Origin of the sequence: Citrobacter sp. CK181 (assembly GCF_030333595.1) — a bacterium.
Taxonomy (GTDB): domain Bacteria; phylum Pseudomonadota; class Gammaproteobacteria; order Enterobacterales; family Enterobacteriaceae; genus Citrobacter_B; species Citrobacter_B koseri.
In genome coordinates this window covers 1-19256 of record NZ_JAOWFN010000012.1, presented here as the reverse complement: position 1 = coordinate 19256, position 19256 = coordinate 1, and the positions used below count along the sequence as shown (strand labels likewise).

23 protein-coding genes are annotated in these 19256 nt (G+C 54.4%); 9 read left to right on the top strand and 14 right to left on the bottom strand.

The genetic code is table 11. The features are described 5' to 3' along the window. Positions 1-4: 4 nt before the first annotated feature. On the top strand, positions 5-1393 hold the full coding sequence (pntB, locus tag OGW17_RS09375) for a Re/Si-specific NAD(P)(+) transhydrogenase subunit beta (RefSeq protein WP_012132483.1): 1389 nt from the start codon (positions 5-7) through the stop codon (positions 1391-1393). A gap of 60 nt (positions 1394-1453) precedes the next feature. On the opposite strand, the gene OGW17_RS09370 is transcribed toward pntB, so the two are convergent. Further along, positions 1454-2488 carry an AI-2E family transporter gene (locus OGW17_RS09370; protein WP_047457210.1) on the bottom strand — a complete coding sequence of 345 codons (1035 nt, stop codon included), beginning with the start codon at positions 2486-2488 and terminating at the stop codon, positions 1454-1456. A gap of 136 nt (positions 2489-2624) precedes the next feature. Between OGW17_RS09370 and OGW17_RS21655 the strand changes: the two genes are divergently transcribed. From OGW17_RS21655 to mdtI, 3 genes are all read left to right on the top strand, one after another. Further along, the gene (locus OGW17_RS21655; protein WP_081353174.1) at positions 2625-2798 is read left to right on the top strand and encodes a protein YdgV; all 174 of its coding nucleotides are present in this window, start codon (positions 2625-2627) and stop codon (positions 2796-2798) included. A 111-nt stretch (positions 2799-2909) separates the two neighbouring features. Then, positions 2910-3272 carry a multidrug/spermidine efflux SMR transporter subunit MdtJ gene (mdtJ, locus tag OGW17_RS09365; RefSeq protein ID WP_012132479.1) on the top strand — a complete coding sequence of 121 codons (363 nt, stop codon included), beginning with the start codon at positions 2910-2912 and terminating at the stop codon, positions 3270-3272. Then, on the top strand, positions 3259-3588 hold the full coding sequence (gene mdtI / locus OGW17_RS09360) for a multidrug/spermidine efflux SMR transporter subunit MdtI (protein ID WP_071258154.1): 330 nt from the start codon (positions 3259-3261) through the stop codon (positions 3586-3588). Before mdtJ ends, mdtI begins: the two co-directional genes overlap by 14 nt. A gap of 45 nt (positions 3589-3633) precedes the next feature. On the opposite strand, the gene OGW17_RS09355 is transcribed toward mdtI, so the two are convergent. The 4 genes from OGW17_RS09355 to OGW17_RS09345 all read right to left on the bottom strand — a co-directional run bounded on the left by OGW17_RS09355 (position 3634) and on the right by OGW17_RS09345 (position 6637). Further along, positions 3634-4452, bottom strand: a complete 819-nt coding sequence (locus tag OGW17_RS09355; protein WP_047457207.1) for a trypsin-like serine peptidase — start codon at positions 4450-4452, stop codon at positions 3634-3636. A 101-nt stretch (positions 4453-4553) separates the two neighbouring features. Next, positions 4554-4634 (bottom strand): small membrane protein YdgU, encoded by an 81-nt coding sequence (gene ydgU, locus OGW17_RS21650; RefSeq protein ID WP_455549893.1) that lies wholly within the window; start codon positions 4632-4634, stop codon positions 4554-4556. 88 nt (positions 4635-4722) lie between these two features. Beyond that, positions 4723-4986 (bottom strand): acid resistance repetitive basic protein Asr, encoded by a 264-nt coding sequence (gene asr / locus OGW17_RS09350; RefSeq protein ID WP_047457204.1) that lies wholly within the window; start codon positions 4984-4986, stop codon positions 4723-4725. Between the two features lie 160 nt (positions 4987-5146). Then, positions 5147-6637 carry a carboxypeptidase M32 gene (locus OGW17_RS09345; RefSeq protein ID WP_047457202.1) on the bottom strand — a complete coding sequence of 497 codons (1491 nt, stop codon included), beginning with the start codon at positions 6635-6637 and terminating at the stop codon, positions 5147-5149. A 175-nt stretch (positions 6638-6812) separates the two neighbouring features. Between OGW17_RS09345 and OGW17_RS09340 the strand changes: the two genes are divergently transcribed. Both OGW17_RS09340 and OGW17_RS09335 read left to right on the top strand, forming a co-directional pair. Then, positions 6813-7502, top strand: coding sequence for a CPBP family intramembrane glutamic endopeptidase (locus OGW17_RS09340; protein WP_058669085.1), 690 nt, complete (start codon positions 6813-6815; stop codon positions 7500-7502). A gap of 130 nt (positions 7503-7632) precedes the next feature. Beyond that, positions 7633-7728 (top strand): KPN_01571 family protein, encoded by a 96-nt coding sequence (locus OGW17_RS09335; RefSeq protein WP_233609019.1) that lies wholly within the window; start codon positions 7633-7635, stop codon positions 7726-7728. A 58-nt stretch (positions 7729-7786) separates the two neighbouring features. On the opposite strand, the gene ynfM is transcribed toward OGW17_RS09335, so the two are convergent. Further along, on the bottom strand, positions 7787-9040 hold the full coding sequence (ynfM, locus tag OGW17_RS09330; protein ID WP_012132469.1) for a multidrug efflux MFS transporter YnfM/SxtP(Kp): 1254 nt from the start codon (positions 9038-9040) through the stop codon (positions 7787-7789). 120 nt (positions 9041-9160) lie between these two features. Between ynfM and ynfL the strand changes: the two genes are divergently transcribed. From ynfL to bioD, 3 genes are all read left to right on the top strand, one after another. Continuing rightward, positions 9161-10060, top strand: a complete 900-nt coding sequence (gene ynfL / locus OGW17_RS09325) for a multidrug efflux transcriptional activator YnfL/SxtR(Kp) (RefSeq protein ID WP_012132468.1) — start codon at positions 9161-9163, stop codon at positions 10058-10060. 128 nt (positions 10061-10188) lie between these two features. Further along, on the top strand, positions 10189-11409 hold the full coding sequence (mlc, locus tag OGW17_RS09320) for a sugar metabolism global transcriptional regulator Mlc (protein ID WP_012132466.1): 1221 nt from the start codon (positions 10189-10191) through the stop codon (positions 11407-11409). A gap of 125 nt (positions 11410-11534) precedes the next feature. After that, a complete protein-coding gene (bioD, locus tag OGW17_RS09315; protein ID WP_024130350.1) occupies positions 11535-12230 on the top strand; it encodes a dethiobiotin synthase in 696 nt (231 codons plus the stop codon). On the opposite strand, the gene clcB is transcribed toward bioD, so the two are convergent. The 8 genes from clcB to OGW17_RS09275 all read right to left on the bottom strand — a co-directional run. Then, complete coding sequence (gene clcB / locus OGW17_RS09310; protein WP_048902388.1) at positions 12186-13475, bottom strand: voltage-gated ClC-type chloride channel ClcB; 1290 nt, start codon at positions 13473-13475, stop codon at positions 12186-12188. The two genes, bioD and clcB, sit on opposite strands and share 45 nt — an antisense overlap. Before the next feature lie 164 nt (positions 13476-13639). Next, entirely contained in the window at positions 13640-14788 is a 1149-nt protein-coding gene (gene osmV, locus OGW17_RS09305; protein WP_047457187.1) for an osmoprotectant ABC transporter ATP-binding protein OsmV, read from the bottom strand. After that, complete coding sequence (gene osmW / locus OGW17_RS09300; protein WP_012132461.1) at positions 14788-15435, bottom strand: osmoprotectant ABC transporter permease OsmW; 648 nt, start codon at positions 15433-15435, stop codon at positions 14788-14790. The genes osmV and osmW overlap by 1 nt, the downstream gene beginning before the upstream one ends. Positions 15436-15444: 9 nt before the next feature. Further along, positions 15445-16347 (bottom strand): osmoprotectant ABC transporter substrate-binding protein OsmX, encoded by a 903-nt coding sequence (osmX, locus tag OGW17_RS09295; protein ID WP_071258153.1) that lies wholly within the window; start codon positions 16345-16347, stop codon positions 15445-15447. Between the two features lie 27 nt (positions 16348-16374). After that, positions 16375-17085: an osmoprotectant ABC transporter permease OsmY gene (gene osmY / locus OGW17_RS09290; RefSeq protein WP_012132459.1), complete on the bottom strand. Its 711-nt coding sequence runs from the start codon at positions 17083-17085 to the stop codon at positions 16375-16377. A 305-nt stretch (positions 17086-17390) separates the two neighbouring features. Next, positions 17391-18005: a Tat proofreading chaperone DmsD gene (gene dmsD / locus OGW17_RS09285; RefSeq protein ID WP_024130349.1), complete on the bottom strand. Its 615-nt coding sequence runs from the start codon at positions 18003-18005 to the stop codon at positions 17391-17393. 41 nt (positions 18006-18046) lie between these two features. After that, on the bottom strand, positions 18047-18904 hold the full coding sequence (locus OGW17_RS09280; protein WP_071258152.1) for a dimethyl sulfoxide reductase anchor subunit family protein: 858 nt from the start codon (positions 18902-18904) through the stop codon (positions 18047-18049). A gap of 1 nt (position 18905) precedes the next feature. Further along, positions 18906-19256: 4Fe-4S dicluster domain-containing protein (locus OGW17_RS09275; protein WP_286452172.1), on the bottom strand; the 351-nt coding region annotated here is incomplete at its 5' end.

Genomic DNA, 19256 nt, shown 5'->3' with positions numbered 1-19256 from the left:
ACACATGTCTGGAGGATTAGTTACAGCTGCATACATTGTTGCCGCGATCCTGTTTATCTTCAGTCTGGCCGGGCTCTCTAAGCATGAGACGTCCCGACAGGGTAACAACTTTGGTATCGCCGGGATGGCGATTGCGCTGGTGGCGACGATCTTCGGCCCGGATACCGGCAACGTTGCCTGGATTCTGGTGGCGATGATTATTGGTGGGGCGATCGGTATCCGTCTGGCGAAACGCGTTGAAATGACCGAAATGCCGGAGCTGGTGGCGATTCTGCACAGCTTTGTCGGCCTGGCGGCGGTACTGGTGGGCTTTAACAGCTACCTGTACCACGAGGCGGGCCTGGAACCGATTCTGGTGAATATTCACCTGACGGAAGTGTTCCTCGGCATCTTCATTGGCGCGGTTACCTTCACCGGTTCCGTGGTGGCGTTTGGCAAGCTGTGCGGTAAGATTTCGTCCAAACCGCTGATGCTGCCGAATCGTCACAAAATGAACCTGGCGGCGCTGGTGGTTTCTTTCCTGCTGCTGGTGGTGTTTGTACGTACCGAAAGCGTTGGCTTGCAGGTTCTGGCGCTGCTGGTGATGACCATTATTGCGCTGGCTTTCGGCTGGCACCTGGTGGCGTCCATTGGCGGGGCGGATATGCCGGTTGTGGTGTCCATGCTGAACTCCTATTCCGGTTGGGCAGCGGCGGCGGCAGGCTTTATGCTGGGTAACGACCTGCTGATCGTCACCGGCGCGCTGGTTGGTTCTTCGGGTGCGATTCTGTCTTACATCATGTGTAAGGCGATGAACCGCTCTTTCATCAGCGTTATCGCGGGTGGTTTCGGCAGCGATGGATCTTCTACTGGCGACGATCAGGTCGCGGGCGAGCACCGTGAGATCACGGCGGAAGACACGGCTGACATGCTGAAAAATTCGCACTCGGTCATCATTACCCCTGGCTATGGCATGGCGGTTGCGCAGGCGCAGTACCCGGTGGCGGAAATCACCGAGAAACTGCGCGCGCGCGGTATCAAGGTACGTTTTGGCATCCACCCGGTTGCGGGGCGCTTGCCTGGTCACATGAACGTACTGCTGGCGGAAGCGAAAGTGCCGTATGACATCGTGCTGGAAATGGACGAAATCAACGACGACTTCGCTGACACCGATACGGTGCTGGTTATCGGCGCGAACGACACGGTGAACCCGGCGGCGCAGGACGATCCGCGTAGCCCGATTGCCGGTATGCCGGTTCTGGAAGTCTGGAAAGCGCAAAACGTTATCGTGTTTAAACGCTCGATGAATACCGGCTATGCCGGGGTGCAGAACCCGCTGTTCTTTAAAGACAACACGCATATGCTGTTTGGCGATGCGAAAGCCAGCGTGGATGCGATTTTGAAAGCGCTTTAATCTTTACCGGCGCGAGTTATAAAACGGCCTCTCAGGAGGCCGTTTTTGCATCTGAAGAGATCAGGTTTTATTCAAATCACTGAGCAGGACGGCAATGCTTTGCCCGCCGGAGGTTTGCTCCAGCGCGATTTTAACGATGATCGTCAACGGCACGGAAAGCAGCATGCCGACAGGGCCTAATAACCACCCCCAGAAGATCAGGGAGAGAAAAACCACCAGCGTGGAAAGGCCCAATCCACGCCCCATGATGCGGGGCTCAAGGATATTCCCGAACACCAGATTGATAATCAGATACCCCGTCAGCACCACCAGCGCGTCATAAAGACCGCTGAACACCAGAACCTGCGCAATAGGCGGGATTGCGGCCAGAACCGAGCCAATATTGGGGATATAGTTAAGTGCGAAAGCCAACAGTCCCCAAACGAATGCGAAACGAACTTCCAGCAGCGCCAGCATTCCCCAGACCACAACGCCCGTGATAATGCTGATCGCCGTTTTCAGCACCAGATAATGCGACACGCTGTCGATTGCGCGCTGAATCGCGGCCATACCTTCAACCGGCCTGGCCATCATCTGCTGGAGTTTACCGGGCAATTGCGGAACTTCCAGCAGCATAAAGACCACGGTTAACAAGAGCAGGAAAATGGATGACATGGCGTTAGACAGCTGCGCCAGCAAATTCGTCACCAGCGTCATGGCGGCGTTAGGGTCGATATATTTCACCAGCTCATCCACCGAGACGCCGATGCCCAGGCGCTGTAGCCACGGTTCAATGTTTTTCAGCGGCACAACCAATGATGAGCGGTATTGCGGCAGCGTGCGGGCTAACTCATTTAGCGATGTGCCGAGATAGGCCAGCAGCAACACCATGCCCATCACGATAATCCCGATCAGTATCGATACGGCCAAAACCCGCGGGATGCGGAGCCTGACCATGCGCTGCACCAGCGGACTCAGTACCACCGCAATAAATAACGCCAGAATAAACGGCACAATAATATCGGCAGCGAAGCGAATACCGGTGAGAATGATGACCAGCATTCCCAGCATGATTACGAGTTTCAGGCCGTTAAGCGTGATGATCGGTTTTGCCATGATAATTCCTGAATTTTTGTTCTTACTCTTTATAATAATGTGATTTTTGTCGGGCTGTGCTAACAAAAATCAAACGGCGCGGGTAAAGAAGTGAAAAGGTTTTGAGTTAATTCTAAGGCTGTGGTACAAATCAGACGTGTTTAACTACCGAGGACAATTTTCATCCGCGATGATGAGAAGCAACACTGCGGATAATTGTAATATTATGGACAATATGTTCAGGACGTTTTTTTCTACACAGACCGTACTTCTTCGCACTTCTTCCTCTTTCCTGCTTGCTGGTGAGCAGCACTGGCGCAACGCGCTTTAGTCCCTTACTTCTGCCTGAGCTGGCGTTACGCGCCTGGCTAATTCATTTTATTTTTTGGTTTGCTGCATGCAGCAGGCCCGAAGGACTATATTCTCAAGCAGGAGAAGCACCATGTTTTACTGGATTTTATTAGCCCTTGCCATTGCGGCTGAAATTACCGGAACGCTGTCGATGAAATGGGCAAGCGTAAGCAATGGCAACACGGGTTTTATTTTAATGCTGGTCATGATTACGCTGTCGTATATTTTTCTCTCTTTTGCCGTAAAAAAAATTGCGCTTGGCGTGGCGTATGCCTTGTGGGAAGGCATCGGTATTTTATTTATTACGCTGTTTAGCGTGCTGTTATTTGACGAAGCCTTATCGGCCATGAAAATTGCGGGTCTGGTTACGCTGGTATTCGGGATTGCGCTGATCAAATCGGGTACGCGCAAGCCAGTAAACGCCGCGAAGGAGGCGACGCATGCCGCAGTTTGAGTGGGTTCATGCCGCGTGGCTGGCGATGGCGATCGTTCTGGAAATCGTCGCTAACGTGTTCCTGAAGTTTTCTGACGGCTTTCGTCGCAAGTTCTATGGCATTCTGTCGCTGGCCGCGGTGCTGGCGGCCTTCAGCGCGCTCTCTCAGGCGGTGAAAGGCATTGATCTTTCGGTGGCATATGCGTTGTGGGGCGGATTTGGTATCGCCGCCACGCTGGCAGCCGGGTGGGTGCTTTTTGGACAGCGTCTGAACAACAAAGGCTGGATAGGCGTGGTATTGCTGCTTATCGGCATGATCATGATAAAACTGGCCTGACAGCTATGCTGCCCGTTACGGCGGGCAGCGCACGGGAACCATCATCTATTCCTGAGCCAGCGCTTCCAGCTTGTCGCGAAAGCCGGTGACGGAAATCGCGCGGTTGTCAGCCCGCCAGCGATCTTTTGCCGCTGGAGCGGAACTTTGTACGCCAATCAACTGCCAGCCAGCGTCGGTATGCAGCATTAACGGAGAACCGCTGTCGCCGGGCAGCGTGTCGCACTGGTGAGAGAGCACCGCGTTTTGCGCCCAGCCGGTAATCAGGCAATCCTGATGCGAGTAAAGCGTATCAAGATGATCTTCCGGGTAACCTGACTGCGTCACTTTGCGGTCGGCGGTTTTCAGGGCAGCGGTTAGCGCGGCTTTATCGCCTTCAAATAAGGGCAGTGGAGTAATGCCGGACGGCGGATAACGCAACACAATCAAACCAAAATCCCACGGCGCGGCGGCCGGAGGGACAATCCAGCCATCGCCATCAGGCTTTAAGCGCTTTCCCAGCGACGGATCGACCCGACCTTCAATACCGTGAATTTCATAACGCCAGAGACCTTTTTGCGATACGAAACGCAAAGCCACGGCTTTATCTGGCTTCCCTTTCGGCGGCGTTAACAAGCAGTGTCCGGCGGTGAGCGCCAGATGAGATGAAATGAGCGTGGCGGTACACAGGTTGCCGCTGGCGGTTTCCAGTTGACCAATAGCGTCCCACGGCGACTGCGTCGGATCTTCAACCTTGACCCGATCGTCATGGTCAAAAAATAACGTTTTGGCTTCACGGGTATCCGTGGTGGTATCAGCCTCATCCGCATGAGCAACAACAGGGGAAAGACAAATTACGCCCAGTAATACCGCAATGGTTTTATGCATATCACACTCTGTGTGGGTAATTATGATTATTAAAAGCAAACCCTCAGTGAATACTATAGACGTGACGGCAGGAAAGTGGGAGTAAAATCAGATAACTACACTCAGGAAATATAAAAATGCGTGGCAATAAGGGCGCATAATATAAGCATGGTGAGAATCAACTCAAAGCGGTAACGAAACACGTTAACCCTCCGAAGAAACGGCGCTAAACCCGATGATTTAGCGCCGTGTGTTATGGCGCGGGGGAGCGCCATAGAACTCGCCAGTGCCTTATGCCGCCGGTTTAGCTGCCGGTTTAGCCGCAGTATGTTTTACCGCTTTTTTGGTGTGTTTTTTCGCTGCCTGCGCTTTTTGTTCAGGCGCTTTCTGAGTCGCTGCTGCTTTGTGGTGTTTTTTGTGATGCGTGGTTTTTGCCGGTGCGGTTTTAGCGGGTGCCGCAGCCGGAGCCGTCGTGGACGTTGCCGTTTCAGCAGCAAATGCAGCAGAAGACAGACCCATAGCAGCGGCAACAACCAGAGCTAATACTTTTTTCATTCTGATACCCTCGATTTGGTTTTTTATTCAACCCCACTGCGGGGCCGGTGAAATCACTATATCGCTGTAAATCGAGGGCTTCCGTGAGTCATTGGTATCGGCGTGTAACGGTATGTACAACCGGCCCGGCAGATTGACGCTACCGGGCAAATAAGAGACATCATGACAAATAGCGTGATTCCAGATGCGCCCGGAAGTAACGGCTGCTCAACGGTTCTCCGGTGGCCTGAGCGATCAGCTGCGCGGTAGTAAAGCGACTGCCGTGCTGCCAGATATTTTGTCGCAGCCAGTCAAACAAGGCGCTGAGATCGCCTTGCGCAATCTGATTATGCAGATCCGGCAATGCGCTATGAGCGGCACTAAACAGCTGTGCGGCATACATGGCGCCCAGCGTATAAGACGGGAAGTAGCCAAAGCCGCCGTCGGTCCAGTGGATGTCCTGCATACAGCCGTTACGGTAATCTCCCGCGGTTGACAGCCCCAGCCAGGCCTGCATTTTTTCATCCCACAGTGCGGGAATATCATCCACTTCGATGTCGCCGTTAATCAGCGCCTGTTCAATGTCATAGCGCAAGATAACATGGGCAGGATAACTCACTTCGTCGGCATCCACGCGGATAAAGCCCGGTTTCACCCGCTGATTCCAGGCAATGAAATTCGCTTCTTCAAAAGCGGGCTGATCGCCAAAATGACGTTTAACGGCGGGAATGAGCCGTTTGAGGAACGCAGCGCTGCGACCCAGTTGCATCTCGAAAAACAGGCTCTGGGATTCATGGATGGCCGTGGAGCGGGCAAATGCGATCGGCTGACCCTGCCAGGCGTGGGGCAGATTCTGTTCATAGCGGGCGTGCCCCGTTTCGTGGATCACGCCAAAGAGCGCGCTGAGTAATTCATTTTCATCATAGCGCGTGGTGATGCGCACATCTTCCGGCACGCCGCCGCAGAACGGGTGGGCGCTGATGTCCAGCCGACCGGCGTTAAAATCAAACCCTAACTGCGACATGGTTTCCAGTCCCAGTTCACGCTGTAGCGCCGTCGGGAACGGGCCGACCGGCGCAATCAGTGGCTGATGCGACTGTTTTGACACCGCGCGGTTTAACAGATCGGGAAGCCAGGTTTTGACATCCGCAAACAGAACATCCAGTTGGGCGCTGGTCATATCGGGCTCAAAAATATCCAGCAGGGCATCGTAGGGCGAACATCCTTTAGCTTCGGCGCGAAGTTTTGCCTCTTCACGGCTGTATTTCACAACCTCTTTCAGATTCTGCGCAAATCCTTGCCAGTCATTCGCCGGACGCTGACTCCGCCATGCGTGTTCACACCGGCTCCCCGCCAGCGATTTCGCCTCCACCAGTGACTCAGGCAGCAGGGCCGCCTGATGGTGCCGCCTCGCCATTTCACGCAGGTTCGCCTGCTCAACATCGTTCAAATCTTCCTGCCCGGCGGCGGCTATCCACTGCGCAACCTTCGGGTCAGTCAATAACTGATGTTCCAGCACGTTCAGCTCGGCCAGCGCTTCGCCTCGCGCGGTGCTTCCACCGGGAGGCATCATGGTGAACATATCCCAACTGGCGATAGCGGAGAGATGCGAAAAGCGGGAGAGGCGCTGGAAAGTGCGGGTGAGTTGTTGGTAGTGGCTCTTGTTGGACATTGTTGTGTTCCCGTCGTGTTCTGCGAATGTGAGGAGTTTACCCTGATTCATACATGTTTATGCGCTGATGGCAACGATGGCAGAAATGTTGGTAGGTTGTAAGTGATAATGATACTTCTTATCATAAATAGCGGTGTCGTGAAGCACACTGGTGAAATATTAACAGGGAACAGGGATGCAACAGGAAATCAATAACGCCTATATTGTCAGGACAAAAGCAGTGTCAGGCTGCTTTTCTATGTTTATGCTGATGTTTGGTATTACATTTACGCCACTGTTTTTTACCCGCAGTGCGCAATTAATGGAAAGTGGGTTACTTTTACCGCTGATGTTTGTGCTGGAGTTTCTTATTCTGGTCCCGCTGTATTATCTCTTTTTTAGAAAAAGAGACGGTCTGGGAAAAGGCACATTGAGTGCAAAGTGGTTTGTTATTTTGTTTGGCGCCATTCTGATCATCCAGTTTCTTTTACCTGCTATGTTGGGGATGAGAAAAACAGAAGCGTGGGTTATGACGCAGGTTTCATTGCATAACTACGCTTTCTGGCTGACCAACCTGTCACTGATTTTCCTCGTCCCGGTCTACGAGGAAATCGTCTTCAGAGGGTGTCTGTTCAACGCCTTTCAGTACTGGTTCAATGATAAGGTGTGGGCGACGTCGCTTGTCGTTTCAACGCTGTTTGCGCTGATGCATACGCAGTACGCCGATATCAGAACATTATTGATGTTATTTTTAATATCGCAGGTGCTTATTGTCGCCAGAGTCAAATCTAAAGGGTTATTAATGCCTGTTACCCTGCATATATTAATGAATGCGACGGTGATCGGGATACAATATGGCGTTCAGGTCTTATTATCCTCCGGGTGATATTTACGGCATTCGGAAGCGATATCGTCAGTGTTGCCCACCATTACAGGTAGTTTTATCTTCCGGTCTCGCTTTTGGGTATCGCGCGGGGTAAAGTCAAACCTCAACAATAAAAATAAATACACACAGCATGATGAATCCAATTATCTGGGTTATCTTTGCTCTTCTGGCACTGGATGCCGTCAGGGAATTGATGGGGGCTTCTTCCATCCTGGGATTGTGGTAATCCAAAGCGCTGGTTGAGCTGTAAAGAATGCCCGGGCTCGACCCGGGCCTTCTCTTTATCAAACGTGCAGACGATGATGCAGGCGGGAGCCAACCAGCAGCGCCAGAAGCAGCATCAGCGCGATAAACCCGCCCACACCGTTCCAGCCATAGCTGTGCCAGAATACCCCGCCTAACGTCCCGGCAATGCTGGAACCCAGGTAATAGCTGAAGAGATACAGGGAAGATGCCTGGCCTTTGGCGCGTTTCGCGCGTGGGCCAATCCAGCTGCTTGCCACCGAATGCGCGGCAAAGAATCCGGCGGAGAAGAGCAGCATTCCGGCAAAAATCAGCCATAGCGACGTGAACAGCGTCATTAATAGCCCGAACAACATCACGCCGGTTGAGAACAACATCACCGGGCCGCGACCATAACGCGTCGTCATGGCGCCTGCTTTAGGCGAGCTCCAGGTGCCCGTCAGGTAAGCCACCGATAAAAGCCCCACGATAGCCTGGCTGAGTTCCCAGGGCGAAAGCATCAACCGATAGCCGATATAGTTAAATAGCGTGACAAACGACCCCATTAACAAAAAGCCTTCTGCGAATAACAGCGGCAGACCCCTGTCGCGCCAGTGAAGGCGGAAGTTGATGAACAGCGTTTTGGGGCGTAATGAGGTCGGTCGGAAATGGCGGGATTCCGGCAAGATTTTCCAGAACATCAATGCGGACGCCAGCGCGAAACAGCCGATCGCCGCCAGTGCGATGCGCCAGTTAAAAAAGTCAGTAAATACGCCGCTGATCAGACGCCCGCTCATGCCGCCAATCGAGTTGCCGCTAATGTACAACCCCATTGAGAAGGCGACGAAACTGGGATGGATCTCTTCACTTAAATAGGTCATGCCTACCGCAGCGACGCCGCTCAACGACAGGCCAATCAGCGCGCGCATGATTAAAATGCCATGCCAGCTGGTCATCATGGTGGAAAGCAGCGTACAGCAGGAGGCCAGCAGCAGCGCCGTCACCATTACAGGTTTGCGGCCGATCGCGTCGGACAACGGGCCGGTAAACAGCAGCCCGATGGCTAACATGCCGGTGGAGATGGAAAGCGAGATACTGCTGCTGGCGGGAGAGACGCCAAATTCATGGGACAGCACAGGCAGTATCGGTTGTACGCAATAGAGAAGGGCGAACGTCGCCAGCCCGGCGGAGAATAGCGCCAGCGTAACGCGCATAAACTGGGATGTACCACGTTTTATATATTGAACCGGCTGGGAAATAATGTGTTCATCAACATCGCTCGCCGTTGCGGTGTCGACAGCAGTAATACGACTCACTTGAAATCCTTGCTCAACATCCCCGTGATTATGGTGACGGGTATGACCTCAGTGCTAAGAGTAGGAAAATCAAAATATTCTGTCTAATATATTAATAATCTCAAATAATATTTATAAAATATGAATATTGAACTTCGTCATCTACGTTACTTTGTGGCAGTTGCGGAAGAGTTGCATTTTGGCCGGGCGGCTGCGCGGCTGAACATCTCTCAACCCCCGCTAAGCCAGCAGATCCAGACCCTTGAACAGCAGATTGGCGCGCGGCTGCTGGCGCGAACCAACCGGAGCGTTGCGCTGACGGCGGCGGGTAAGCAGTTTCTGGCAGACAGTCGGCAGATCCTTGGGCTGGTGAATGAGGCCGCCGCCCGCGCGGAACGCTTGCATCAGGGGGAGACCGGCGAGCTGCGCATTGGCTTCACCTCATCCGCGCCGTTTATCAAAGCCGTCTCGGATACGCTGTCTCTGTTTCGCCAGGACTACCCGGATGTGCATATGCAGACCCGTGAAATGAACACCCGCGAGCAGATTGCGCCGCTTAATGAAGGCGCGCTGGATATGGGGTTACTGCGCAATACCTCATTGCCGGATACGCTGGACTGGGAAGTGATTCTGCATGAACCGTTGCTGGCGATGATCCCCCGTGAACATCCGCTGGCGCAAAAGCCGGTCGTGACGCTGGCGGAGCTGGCGAAAGAACCGTTTGTTTTTTTTGATCCGCATGTCGGAACGGGGTTGTATGACGATATTCTCGGCCTGATGCGCCGTTACCATCTCACTCCGGCGATCACTCAGGAGGTTGGAGAGGCGATGACAATTATCGGGCTGGTAGCCGCAGGACTGGGGGTGTCGATCCTGCCCGCCTCGTTTAAGCGGGTACAGCTTGATGAAATGCGTTGGGTGCCCATTGCCGAAGCGGACGCCGTGTCGGAAATGTGGCTGGTATGGCCGAAACATCATGAACAAAGTCACGCTGCGCAACGATTTCGCCATCAACTTTTAACGGCCGCAAAGCGCGCTTAATTTAGTTTAAAAAGGGATGAAAATGTGCAGTAAATCACACGGCTAAGTAAAAAGTTGACGACAACTATTGAAGTCATTCACCATAGCCCACAGATTATTTCGGAGCGCGAAAATAAAGGGAGTCAGAGGTGGTTGCTGATAGTCAGCCAGGGCATATCGATCAAATCAAGCAGACCAATGCTGGCGCGGTATATCGCCTGATTGATCAGCTGGGCCCCGTGTCGCGAATTGATCTTTCTCGTCTGGCGCAACTGGCGCCTGCCAGTATCACTAAAATTGTTCGCGAAATGCTCGAAGCGCATTTAGTTCAGGAGCTGGAGATCAAAGAGGCGGGAAGCCGTGGTCGCCCGGCGGTCGGGCTGGTGGTGGAAACCGAGGCCTGGCACTATTTGTCTATTCGTATCAGCCGTGGCGAGATTTTTCTCGCCCTGCGTGACCTGAGCAGCAAGCTGGTGGTGGAGGAGTGCCTTGAGCTACCGCTGGTTTCTGAGACTCCGCTGCTTGAACGCATCATTTTTATGGTCGATCAGTTTTTTATCCGTCACCAGCAAAAACTCGAACGCCTGACCTCTATCGCCATCACCTTACCCGGTATTATTGATACTGAGAATGGCATTGTGCACCGCATGCCGTTTTACGACGATGTCAAAGAGATGCCGCTGGGGGAAACCCTCGAACACCACACCGGCGTACCGGTCTACATTCAGCATGATATCAGCGCCTGGACGATGGCCGAGGCGCTTTTTGGCGCATCGCGCGGCGCGCGTGATGTTATTCAGGTGGTGATTGATCACAACGTTGGGGCTGGCGTGATTACCGACGGCCACTTACTGCATGCGGGCAGCAGCAGCCTGGTGGAGATCGGCCATACGCAGGTCGACCCCTACGGTAAACGTTGTTACTGCGGGAACCACGGCTGTCTGGAAACGATCGCCAGCGTGGACAGCGTGCTTGAACTGGCGCAGCTGCGACTCAATCAGTCAATGAGTTCTTCGCTGCATGGGCAGCCGCTGACGGTGGATTCGCTGTGCCAGGCGGCGGTGCAGGGGGATTTGCTGGCGAAAGATATCATTAGCGGCGTCGGGATGCATGTTGGCCGCATTCTGGCGATCATGGTGAATTTATTTAATCCGCAAAAAATTCTGATCGGTTCGCCGCTGAGCAAAGCGGCGGAAATCCTTTTTCCGGCAATTGCGGACAGCATCCGTCAACAGGCGCTGCCGGCGTATAGCAAACATATCGCCGTCGAAAGCACGCAGTTTTCCAATCAAGGGACGATGGCGGGCGCCGCACTGGTAAAAGACGCGATGTATAACGGTTCTTTGTTGATTCGTCTATTACAGGGTTAACATTTTTTAACTGTCGTACGAAAATTTGCGCTAACGCAAGCTGATCGCGATTGTCATACCTTAGACTTTCTCCACTGTATTATTTTCCTGGCTTATATTTTCGAAGCATAACGGTGGAGTTAGTGATGCTGAAGCGTTTCTTTATTACAGGTACAGACACTTCTGTTGGGAAGACAGTGGTTTCCCGCGCATTACTACAAGCGTTAGCGTCAGGGAACAAAAGCGTCGCAGGTTATAAACCCGTTGCGAAAGGCAGCAAAGAGACGCCGGAAGGCATGCGCAATAAAGATGCGCTGGTGTTGCAGAGCGTCTCTTCTATTGAGCTGCCTTATGAGGCGATCAATCCGATTGCGCTGAGCGAAGACGAAAGCAGCGTGGCGCATAGCTGTCCGATCAATTACACCCTGTTATCTAACGGGCTTGCCAGCCTGAGCGAAAAGGTTGACCACGTCGTGGTGGAAGGCACCGGCGGCTGGCGCAGCCTGATGAACGACCTGCGTCCGTTATCTGAATGGGTCGTGCAGGAGCAGTTACCGGTGTTGATGGTGGTGGGGATTCAGGAAGGCTGCATTAACCATGCGCTGCTGACCGCACAGGCTATCGCCAATGACGGATTACCGCTGATCGGCTGGGTGGCGAACCGCATCAATCCCGGACTGGCGCATTATGCCGAAATCATTGATGTGTTAAGCAAAAAACTGCCTGCGCCGCTGATTGGCGAACTGCCTTATTTGCCGCGTGCCGAACAACGCGAGCTGGGGCAATATATCCGTCTGTCAATGCTCGGCAGTGTGCTGTCGGTAGACCGAGTCCTCGCGTAACGTTCGCGATAAGACCGACGCCACTACGCAGGCAATCAGTAATCCGGGGAGTAGTCGATACTCCCCGGTCATTTCACAGATCATCAGCGTCGACATCATCGGCGCGTGTGTTGTTGCCGCCAGCAGCGTCGCCATTCCTGTTAATCCCAGCAATATTGCCATCTCATCCGCTCCCGGAAGCCAGAATCCCCACATCCGACCGTATAACATACCAATCGACAAGCCGATGAACAGCGTGGGGGTAAAGACGCCGCCGGGCGCACCGGAACCGCTGCTGGCGAGTACGGCGAGTAATTTGCAGATGAAGATCCCGGCGATCACGGAGAGCAGCGGCGGGGAGAGCAAAAATGACTGCACGACGCTGTAGCCATTTCCCCAGACGGCCGGCGTCAGCAGGGATAGTAAGCCAACGATGAATCCGCCCAGCGCCAGTTGCCACGGAGGCGATAATTTCAGCCGAATAAAACCGTTATGAGTGGTGGTCATTAACCACATAAACAGCGGTCCGCAGACGCCAGCCACCAGCCCGGTGCTGATAATCATCGCATATTCCCGCACATGTAAATCCAGTGACAGGTGAACCGTATAGAGCAGGGCATTACCGCCGCTGAGCAAATGGGTGGTCAGTAATGCCACGACGGCGGAAATCACAACGGGGCCCAGCGACGCCAGCATCAGCGTGCCAAACAGGATTTCCGCGATAAAGAGGCTGCCCGCCAGCGGGGCGTGATACGCGCTGGCCATCCCTGCCGCAGCGCCGCAGGCGATCCACAATTTCCACTCTTCACGCGGGGTGCAACGCTGAGCAAAACAGGATGCCGCCAGCGCTGCCAGTAAGATCATGGCCCCTTCGCGCCCGATGGCGCTACCGCTGGCGACGACCAGCAGCGAAGCAAGGGACTTCACCAGACTTGCCCCGTAATCGAATTGCCCATCTGTTTGCAGGGCTTCCATGTAGTCGGTGGGGGCATGGGGGCGTTGTTGATTCATTTTCTGCCAGCCCCAGAGCAGCGCACCTGCCGCGAGGCCGCCCACGGCGGGGGTGATCAGTCGTCGCCAGGGAGAAAGGTTTGTCGCGGCATTCACCAGGCTTCCCGTATCGTTACGTAAAAAAAGCCATTCCAGCACCAGCATGGCGTGACGAAACCCGGCTACCGCCAGTGCGGCAAGGATGCCAATTATTGTCGCGATTAACAGGCGGCGAAACATCGCTCGCAGGTCAGGGTATGTATGTAGGCGGTGCATGGGCAGACCACACAGGCATTTTCAGGAGTGTCTATTTTGCGGGTAAACAGCGCGGGACGCAAAAGCACTGCGTGCGCAGGGGGAACTGCCCGATGGCGCTTCGCTTACCGGCCCGACAAGAATGTGCTCCGTAGGCTAGGTAAAGCGTAGCTGCCATCCGGCGTTTAGCTACTTTCGTGAATATTCAGCGCCCGACGGGTGCGGCCTGAACTGAGATAATCGGCAATGTAATCCTGCGAGATTTCGCCGTTATAGCGTCCTTCCTCATCGACAATGGGCATCCAGCTGGTGTTACTCTCGTACAGTTTCGACAGCACAATACGCAGGTTGTCTTCCGCTTTTCCGGTGACGCGAAACGGGTGGATTATATCCGCGCAGGTGCCGTTGGCGTTCCTGGCTTCACGACGCTTCACAAAGCCAAGCGGCTTGCCGTCGCTGTCGACAACGGTGATCGCGCGAATATCATTATCGTCCATGATGCCGAACGCCTCTGCCAGCGAGGTGGCGGTGCGGGCGGTCAGGGTGGGTTGTTGGTCGGTTACGTCGCCCGCCGAAACCAGCAGAAGACGTTTTAGCGTACGATCCTGACCGACAAATGAGCCGACGAATTCATTCGCCGGTTTTGCCAGCAATTCATCCGGGCTGGCGCACTGTATAATGCGGCCCTGGCGGAATACGGCAATCCTGTCGCCCAGTTTCAGCGCTTCATCAATATCATGGCTGACCAGCATCACCGTCTTTTTCAGCGCCCGCTGCATATCAAGAAACTGATTCTGAATCACCTCGCGGTTAATCGGGTCCACCGCACCGAAAGGTTCATCCATCAACAGTACCGGGGGATCGGCCGCCAGCGCGCGGATCACGCCGATGCGCTGTTGTTGACCGCCAGACATCTCTTTCGGGTAGCGATGCAGAAACTTTTTCGCATCCATTGCCACCATGTCCATTAACTCTTCCGCACGACGTTTGCAGCGGGTTTTATCCCAGCCCAGCATACGCGGGACAACCGTGATGTTCTCTTCGATGGTCATGTTGGGAAACAGGCCAATTTGCTGGATCACGTAGCCAATGTTGCGCCGTAGCGTGACGGTATCCATCGCACTGGTGTTTTGTCCGTTAATGAAAATATTGCCGCTGCTGGGCGCGATCAGCCGGTTGATCATCTTCAGGGTGGTGGTCTTGCCGCAGCCTGACGGCCCAAGCAGCACGCACATTTCACCTTCCGGCACGTTCAGATTGATGTTATCAACGGCGTTAAGCGGTTGGCCGTTCTTCTGTGAAAAGCGTTTGGTGAGGTTTTCCAGTTTTATCATTATCGTATCCCCTTAGGTGTCAGTACGACTTGCAGGCGATGCAGCAACCAGTCGAGCACAATGGCCAACAGACAAATCATCAGCGCACCGGCGATTAACATGCGGATGTCACTCCCGCCGATGCCGTTCAGTAACAGTAACCCCAGGCCGCCAGCGCCAATAACGGCGGCGATGGCCATCACGCCGATATTCATGACGACGGCAGTGCGAATCCCGCCAAAAATCACCGGCAGGGCCATCGGAATTTCTACCCAGCGCAGACGCTGCCAGAACGTCATGCCAATTCCGCGTCCCGCTTCGCGCAAGCCCGGCGGTAAACTGTCGAGCGCGGTGTGCGTGTTGCGCACAATCGGCAGCAGCGAGTAAAGAAAAACGGCGGTAATTGCGGGAAGGGCGCCAATCCCCTGACCGATCAGCGAAAACAGCGGGATCATCAAACCAAATAATGCGATGGACGGGATAGTGAGCAGCAGCGTCGCCGCCCCTAACACCGGCGTAGCCAGCCATTTATGACGAACAATCAGAATGCCCAGCGGCACGCCAATGATAATCGCCAGACCGACGGCCAGCGCAACCAGCCACAAATGCTGAAGAGTGAGGCTCGTCAGATAACCCGCGTTATCCATCATGTAATGAATCGTATCCATAAGCGCTCCTTACAGCAGACCTTTTTGTTGCAGGAATGTGCGCGCAACCTGCTGGGGTGACTGGTGATCGATGTCGACCTGCGCATTAAGCGTCGAGATGACGTCGTTATTGAGCAGCCCGGAAAGGGTATTCAGCGCATCATCCAGCCCCGGATGAGCATCCAGTATCTCTTTACGGACGACAGGCGTGACAGCGTAACCTGGGAAGAAGCCTTTATCATCTTCCAGCACCTTGAGGTCAAAACCCTTCACCCGGCCATCCGTGGTGTACACCAGACCGGCGTCCACAAAGCCATCGCGCACGGCGTTATAGACCAGACCCGGGTCCATTTGCCGAATCTGCGGACGGTCAAGCTGCATCTGGTAGGCATCCTGCAACGGCTTCATCCCGTCGCTGCGCCCGGAAAACTCAAGGTCGAGACCTAACATCCAGTTATTGTCAGGGTCGGTCTGGCGGATGTGTTCGATTTTCGCCACCATTTCCGACAGGGTGTTGATGTTCTCTGCTTCGGCGAGTTTGCGCTGCATGGCGAACGCGTAGGTGTTATTCATATTCGCCGGGTTTAGCCATACCAGTCCGAGCTTCGCATCCAGGCGTTTGACGGTATCGTAGGATTCCTGCGGGCTCATCCGTTTATCAATGTGGTTAAAAATGATCAGGGACGTGCCGGTGTATTCCCAGGTGATATCAATCTGCTTATTCACCATGGCATTACGTGAAATCACCGCCGCAATGTTGGTGCGCGGCTGAACCTGAAAACCCTTTTTTTGCAGGTACTGCACGGTCATGGCGGAAAGGATGTGTTGTTCGGTAAAACCTTTGGTTGCAAGGATCAACGGGGCCGCCTGAGCCTGTCCGGTAACGAGCAACGCGGCGGCAAGCCATCCCAGCAGATGTTTTTTTAATGTCATTCAGCGCTCCTTATTCTTATCGTTGTATCAGGCCGTATGCGGACTGAGGATGCGGCCAAGCAGGGCAAGCAGGCTGTCGAGAATCAGCGCCACCAGAGCGGTTGCCGTTGCGCCCAGAATCAGCGTCGGGAAGTCATTGAGGTAAATGCCGGGGAAAATCAGCTCGCCGTAGCTGCTGGCCCCAATCAGGAACGCCAGCGGGGCCGTACCCACATTAATCGCCGTCGCGATCCGAATCCCTGCAAGCATCACCGGCCAGGCATTGGGCAGCTCAACCTGACGCAGACGCTGCCATTTCGTCATACCGATGCCGTTTGCGGCTTCAATCAGGGAGGCGGGAACAGAACAAAGCCCGGCGTAGGTATTGCGCACGACAGGAAGAAGCGAGGCGAGGAACAGCGCGAAAATCGCCGGAACGTCGCCAATGCCGATAATCACCATCGCCAGTGCCAGTACGGCCAGAGGCGGCAGAGTATTGCCTACATTAAAGAGCTGCATTACGTATTCGGCGAATCCTTTGGCTGCCGGACGGCTCAGTAAAATGCCGCTGGGAATACCGATAACTAAGGCGAAGAACATGGAGGTAAAGACGAGGAGTAAATGCTGTTTGCCCAAATAAAGCAGATCAACCTGACGCGCTTTAATGGTTTCCAGACCCACTCCCCAAACCAGCAGCGCCAGCACAAGAGCGATCGCGCCAGTAAACCCGAGCACGCGTTTTAACGTAAAAGTGTGCATTGCGGTGTGTCTCCCTGTTTGCATGCGTTATGGCAACGAAAGAGACGTTGCGTGTTGTTATGCCATGTAGCGGCAGGGTGTTTTGAGCTATAGCAACACGTCGGGAAGGATTCCAGCGAGACAGGTATTTAAATTAGCAGGCTATGCATGCCCGTTGCTCATTTGCCCTTACAGGGCTAAGGATGTGCGCGAATGTGAAGAATTGTCTTAAAAATGGAAAGTTAAAGTGACGTTGTCACTTATCGGGAAGGGGAAACAACCGGTTTTTGACGATAAAGGCAGGGCGCGCCCTGCCTGAAAAAGCATTAGCGAAACAGCGGTTTTACGGCGACAGGGATCAGCAACTGAGACTGCCACTGCGCCAGCGTTTGCTGTGCCAGCTCACCTGCCGCCTGGTAAAATGGATGGTTTGCGCCTTCGATGAAAACCGCCAGGAAGCGCGCAGACCACGGCAACAGATGCCAGGCCAGCAATTGTTCGCATTCGCTATGACGACCATTTTCCGCAAGCCAGGCAGCCAACAGCAGCAGGGAACCAAAATGATCTTCCGGTTCATTTTGCTGGATCTCAAACTGGATGCCGTTGTCCCGCATCCACTGGCGTAATGCCAGCGTAGACTCGCCAAACAACACGCTTTCACGGTCCAGCCAGACCGATCCCCAGGGAGGCGACGGAAGCGCCCAGGGACCGACAAACAGACGTTGCCAGGCTTGCGGGAGCGGCTCCTCGATGTCGGCCTGAAAAACCGCCGCAATCGGCGCCAGAACCTCCGGTGAAAGTGGCCACTGCGCCTGCCAGCCGTCGGTTTTTAACGCTGAAACCAACGGGGCGGCTTCGGTACTGTCTGGCGCATAATAAAACAACGCGCCCAGCACGCGTGCAGCCATAGAAAAATCGTCACGTTGTGAAAAAGAAGTCATGAAACCATCCTGAAAGGTGCGGGTTTCCCCGCACGCGTAAGTTAACCTGCAATGGCCATTCCGACGGTCATATGCAGGCCGTAAAACAATCCGCGACCTATGATTTCGCCGCCAAGCACCAGGATTAACCCCAGCAACAATCCGACGACATGCGGTTCTTTGCGGCGTACTAACGGGCATATCCAGCAACCCAGCCCGGCAGCAAGCAGCACTACGCGCCAGACCTGTAAGCGGCCATAGTCTGGAACCAGCGCGCTCGCCTGTTGCACGGAGCTGTGGATTGCCCCAAGCGACATGCCTTGCATGATGATTACGGCCACGCAGACTAACAGCGCCAGCACGCTGATGCTTGCGAACGTCGTGCCGTTGAATCTGGCGCGCGCGGCGCGCAATATCAGCGCCGCAAATAGCGGCCCGCTCAGGAACACCGTCAGGAAGAATGCCAGCGTCGTGTAGCCATTATACCAGGTAGGAACGGTATCGATCTGATAGACTCGCGTCATTGCCCAGACAAATACCACCCCGAGTACCATGCTGACCAGCAGCCAGATTTTGCCCAGTGCTTCCGGCATTTTGCCGAGCACAGCCACCAGCCACCAGAAACCGCCTACGGCAAAAAAGACAGAGCCAGCGGCAATTTCATTACTCAGCGCGGAAGCGCCTACCCGGTTAAGCGAGTTAAACGCGCGGAACGGCGAGCCGAGGTGCATGATCGACGCCAGAAAACCCAGCCCTATGACGACCCATAAAAAGAACATACCGCGCACAATACGCCGTCTGCTGGCCGCATCGTCTTTCGCCGCAAACCAGCCCAGACCGCTGACAATCAATGCGCCGACAACGCATTGACCGAACACCGTAAACAGCACCAGCGGCCATTCATGCCATCCATTTCCCATTTTATACCTCCTTCGGATTTGCCAGATAACCCGTGGTATCCCCGGTCGGGCGGCTGTTGGCGTTGGGTTTAATCACAATGTTCGGTCTGGTGAAGTGCGCGCCCGGCAGCGGCGCAACGGCCGCCAGCGTGCCATGTTTCTTCCGCAGCTCTTCTATCGGGCCAAAGTCCAGCGCGCGCAGCGGGCAGGACTCGACGCAGATCGGTTTTTTGCCGTCGGCAACGCGGTCATGACAGCCGTCGCATTTGGTCATGTGGCCTTTGGCGGCGTTATACTGCGGCGCACCGTACGGGCAGGCCATATGGCAGTAGCGACAGCCGATGCAGACGTCCTCATCCACCACCACAAAGCC

Bases quoted from the DNA above. Each gene is read 5' to 3' on its own strand.
- pntB (WP_012132483.1), top strand. From the start codon at position 5: ATGTCTGGAGGATTAGTTACAGCTGCATACATTGTTGCCGCGATCCTG.
- OGW17_RS09370 (WP_047457210.1), bottom strand. From the start codon at position 2,488: ATGGCAAAACCGATCATCACGCTTAACGGCCTGAAACTCGTAATCATG.
- mdtJ (WP_012132479.1), top strand. From the start codon at position 2,910: ATGTTTTACTGGATTTTATTAGCCCTTGCCATTGCGGCTGAAATTACC.
- mdtI (WP_071258154.1), top strand. From the start codon at position 3,259: ATGCCGCAGTTTGAGTGGGTTCATGCCGCGTGGCTGGCGATGGCGATC.
- OGW17_RS09355 (WP_047457207.1), bottom strand. From the start codon at position 4,452: ATGCATAAAACCATTGCGGTATTACTGGGCGTAATTTGTCTTTCCCCT.
- asr (WP_047457204.1), bottom strand. From the start codon at position 4,986: ATGAAAAAAGTATTAGCTCTGGTTGTTGCCGCTGCTATGGGTCTGTCT.
- OGW17_RS09345 (WP_047457202.1), bottom strand. From the start codon at position 6,637: ATGTCCAACAAGAGCCACTACCAACAACTCACCCGCACTTTCCAGCGC.
- OGW17_RS09340 (WP_058669085.1), top strand. From the start codon at position 6,813: ATGCAACAGGAAATCAATAACGCCTATATTGTCAGGACAAAAGCAGTG.
- OGW17_RS09335 (WP_233609019.1), top strand. From the start codon at position 7,633: ATGATGAATCCAATTATCTGGGTTATCTTTGCTCTTCTGGCACTGGAT.
- ynfL (WP_012132468.1), top strand. From the start codon at position 9,161: ATGAATATTGAACTTCGTCATCTACGTTACTTTGTGGCAGTTGCGGAA.
- bioD (WP_024130350.1), top strand. From the start codon at position 11,535: ATGCTGAAGCGTTTCTTTATTACAGGTACAGACACTTCTGTTGGGAAG.
- clcB (WP_048902388.1), bottom strand. From the start codon at position 13,475: ATGCACCGCCTACATACATACCCTGACCTGCGAGCGATGTTTCGCCGC.
- osmV (WP_047457187.1), bottom strand. From the start codon at position 14,788: ATGATAAAACTGGAAAACCTCACCAAACGCTTTTCACAGAAGAACGGC.
- osmW (WP_012132461.1), bottom strand. From the start codon at position 15,435: ATGGATACGATTCATTACATGATGGATAACGCGGGTTATCTGACGAGC.
- osmX (WP_071258153.1), bottom strand. From the start codon at position 16,347: ATGACATTAAAAAAACATCTGCTGGGATGGCTTGCCGCCGCGTTGCTC.
- osmY (WP_012132459.1), bottom strand. From the start codon at position 17,085: ATGCACACTTTTACGTTAAAACGCGTGCTCGGGTTTACTGGCGCGATC.
- dmsD (WP_024130349.1), bottom strand. From the start codon at position 18,005: ATGACTTCTTTTTCACAACGTGACGATTTTTCTATGGCTGCACGCGTG.
- OGW17_RS09280 (WP_071258152.1), bottom strand. From the start codon at position 18,904: ATGGGAAATGGATGGCATGAATGGCCGCTGGTGCTGTTTACGGTGTTC.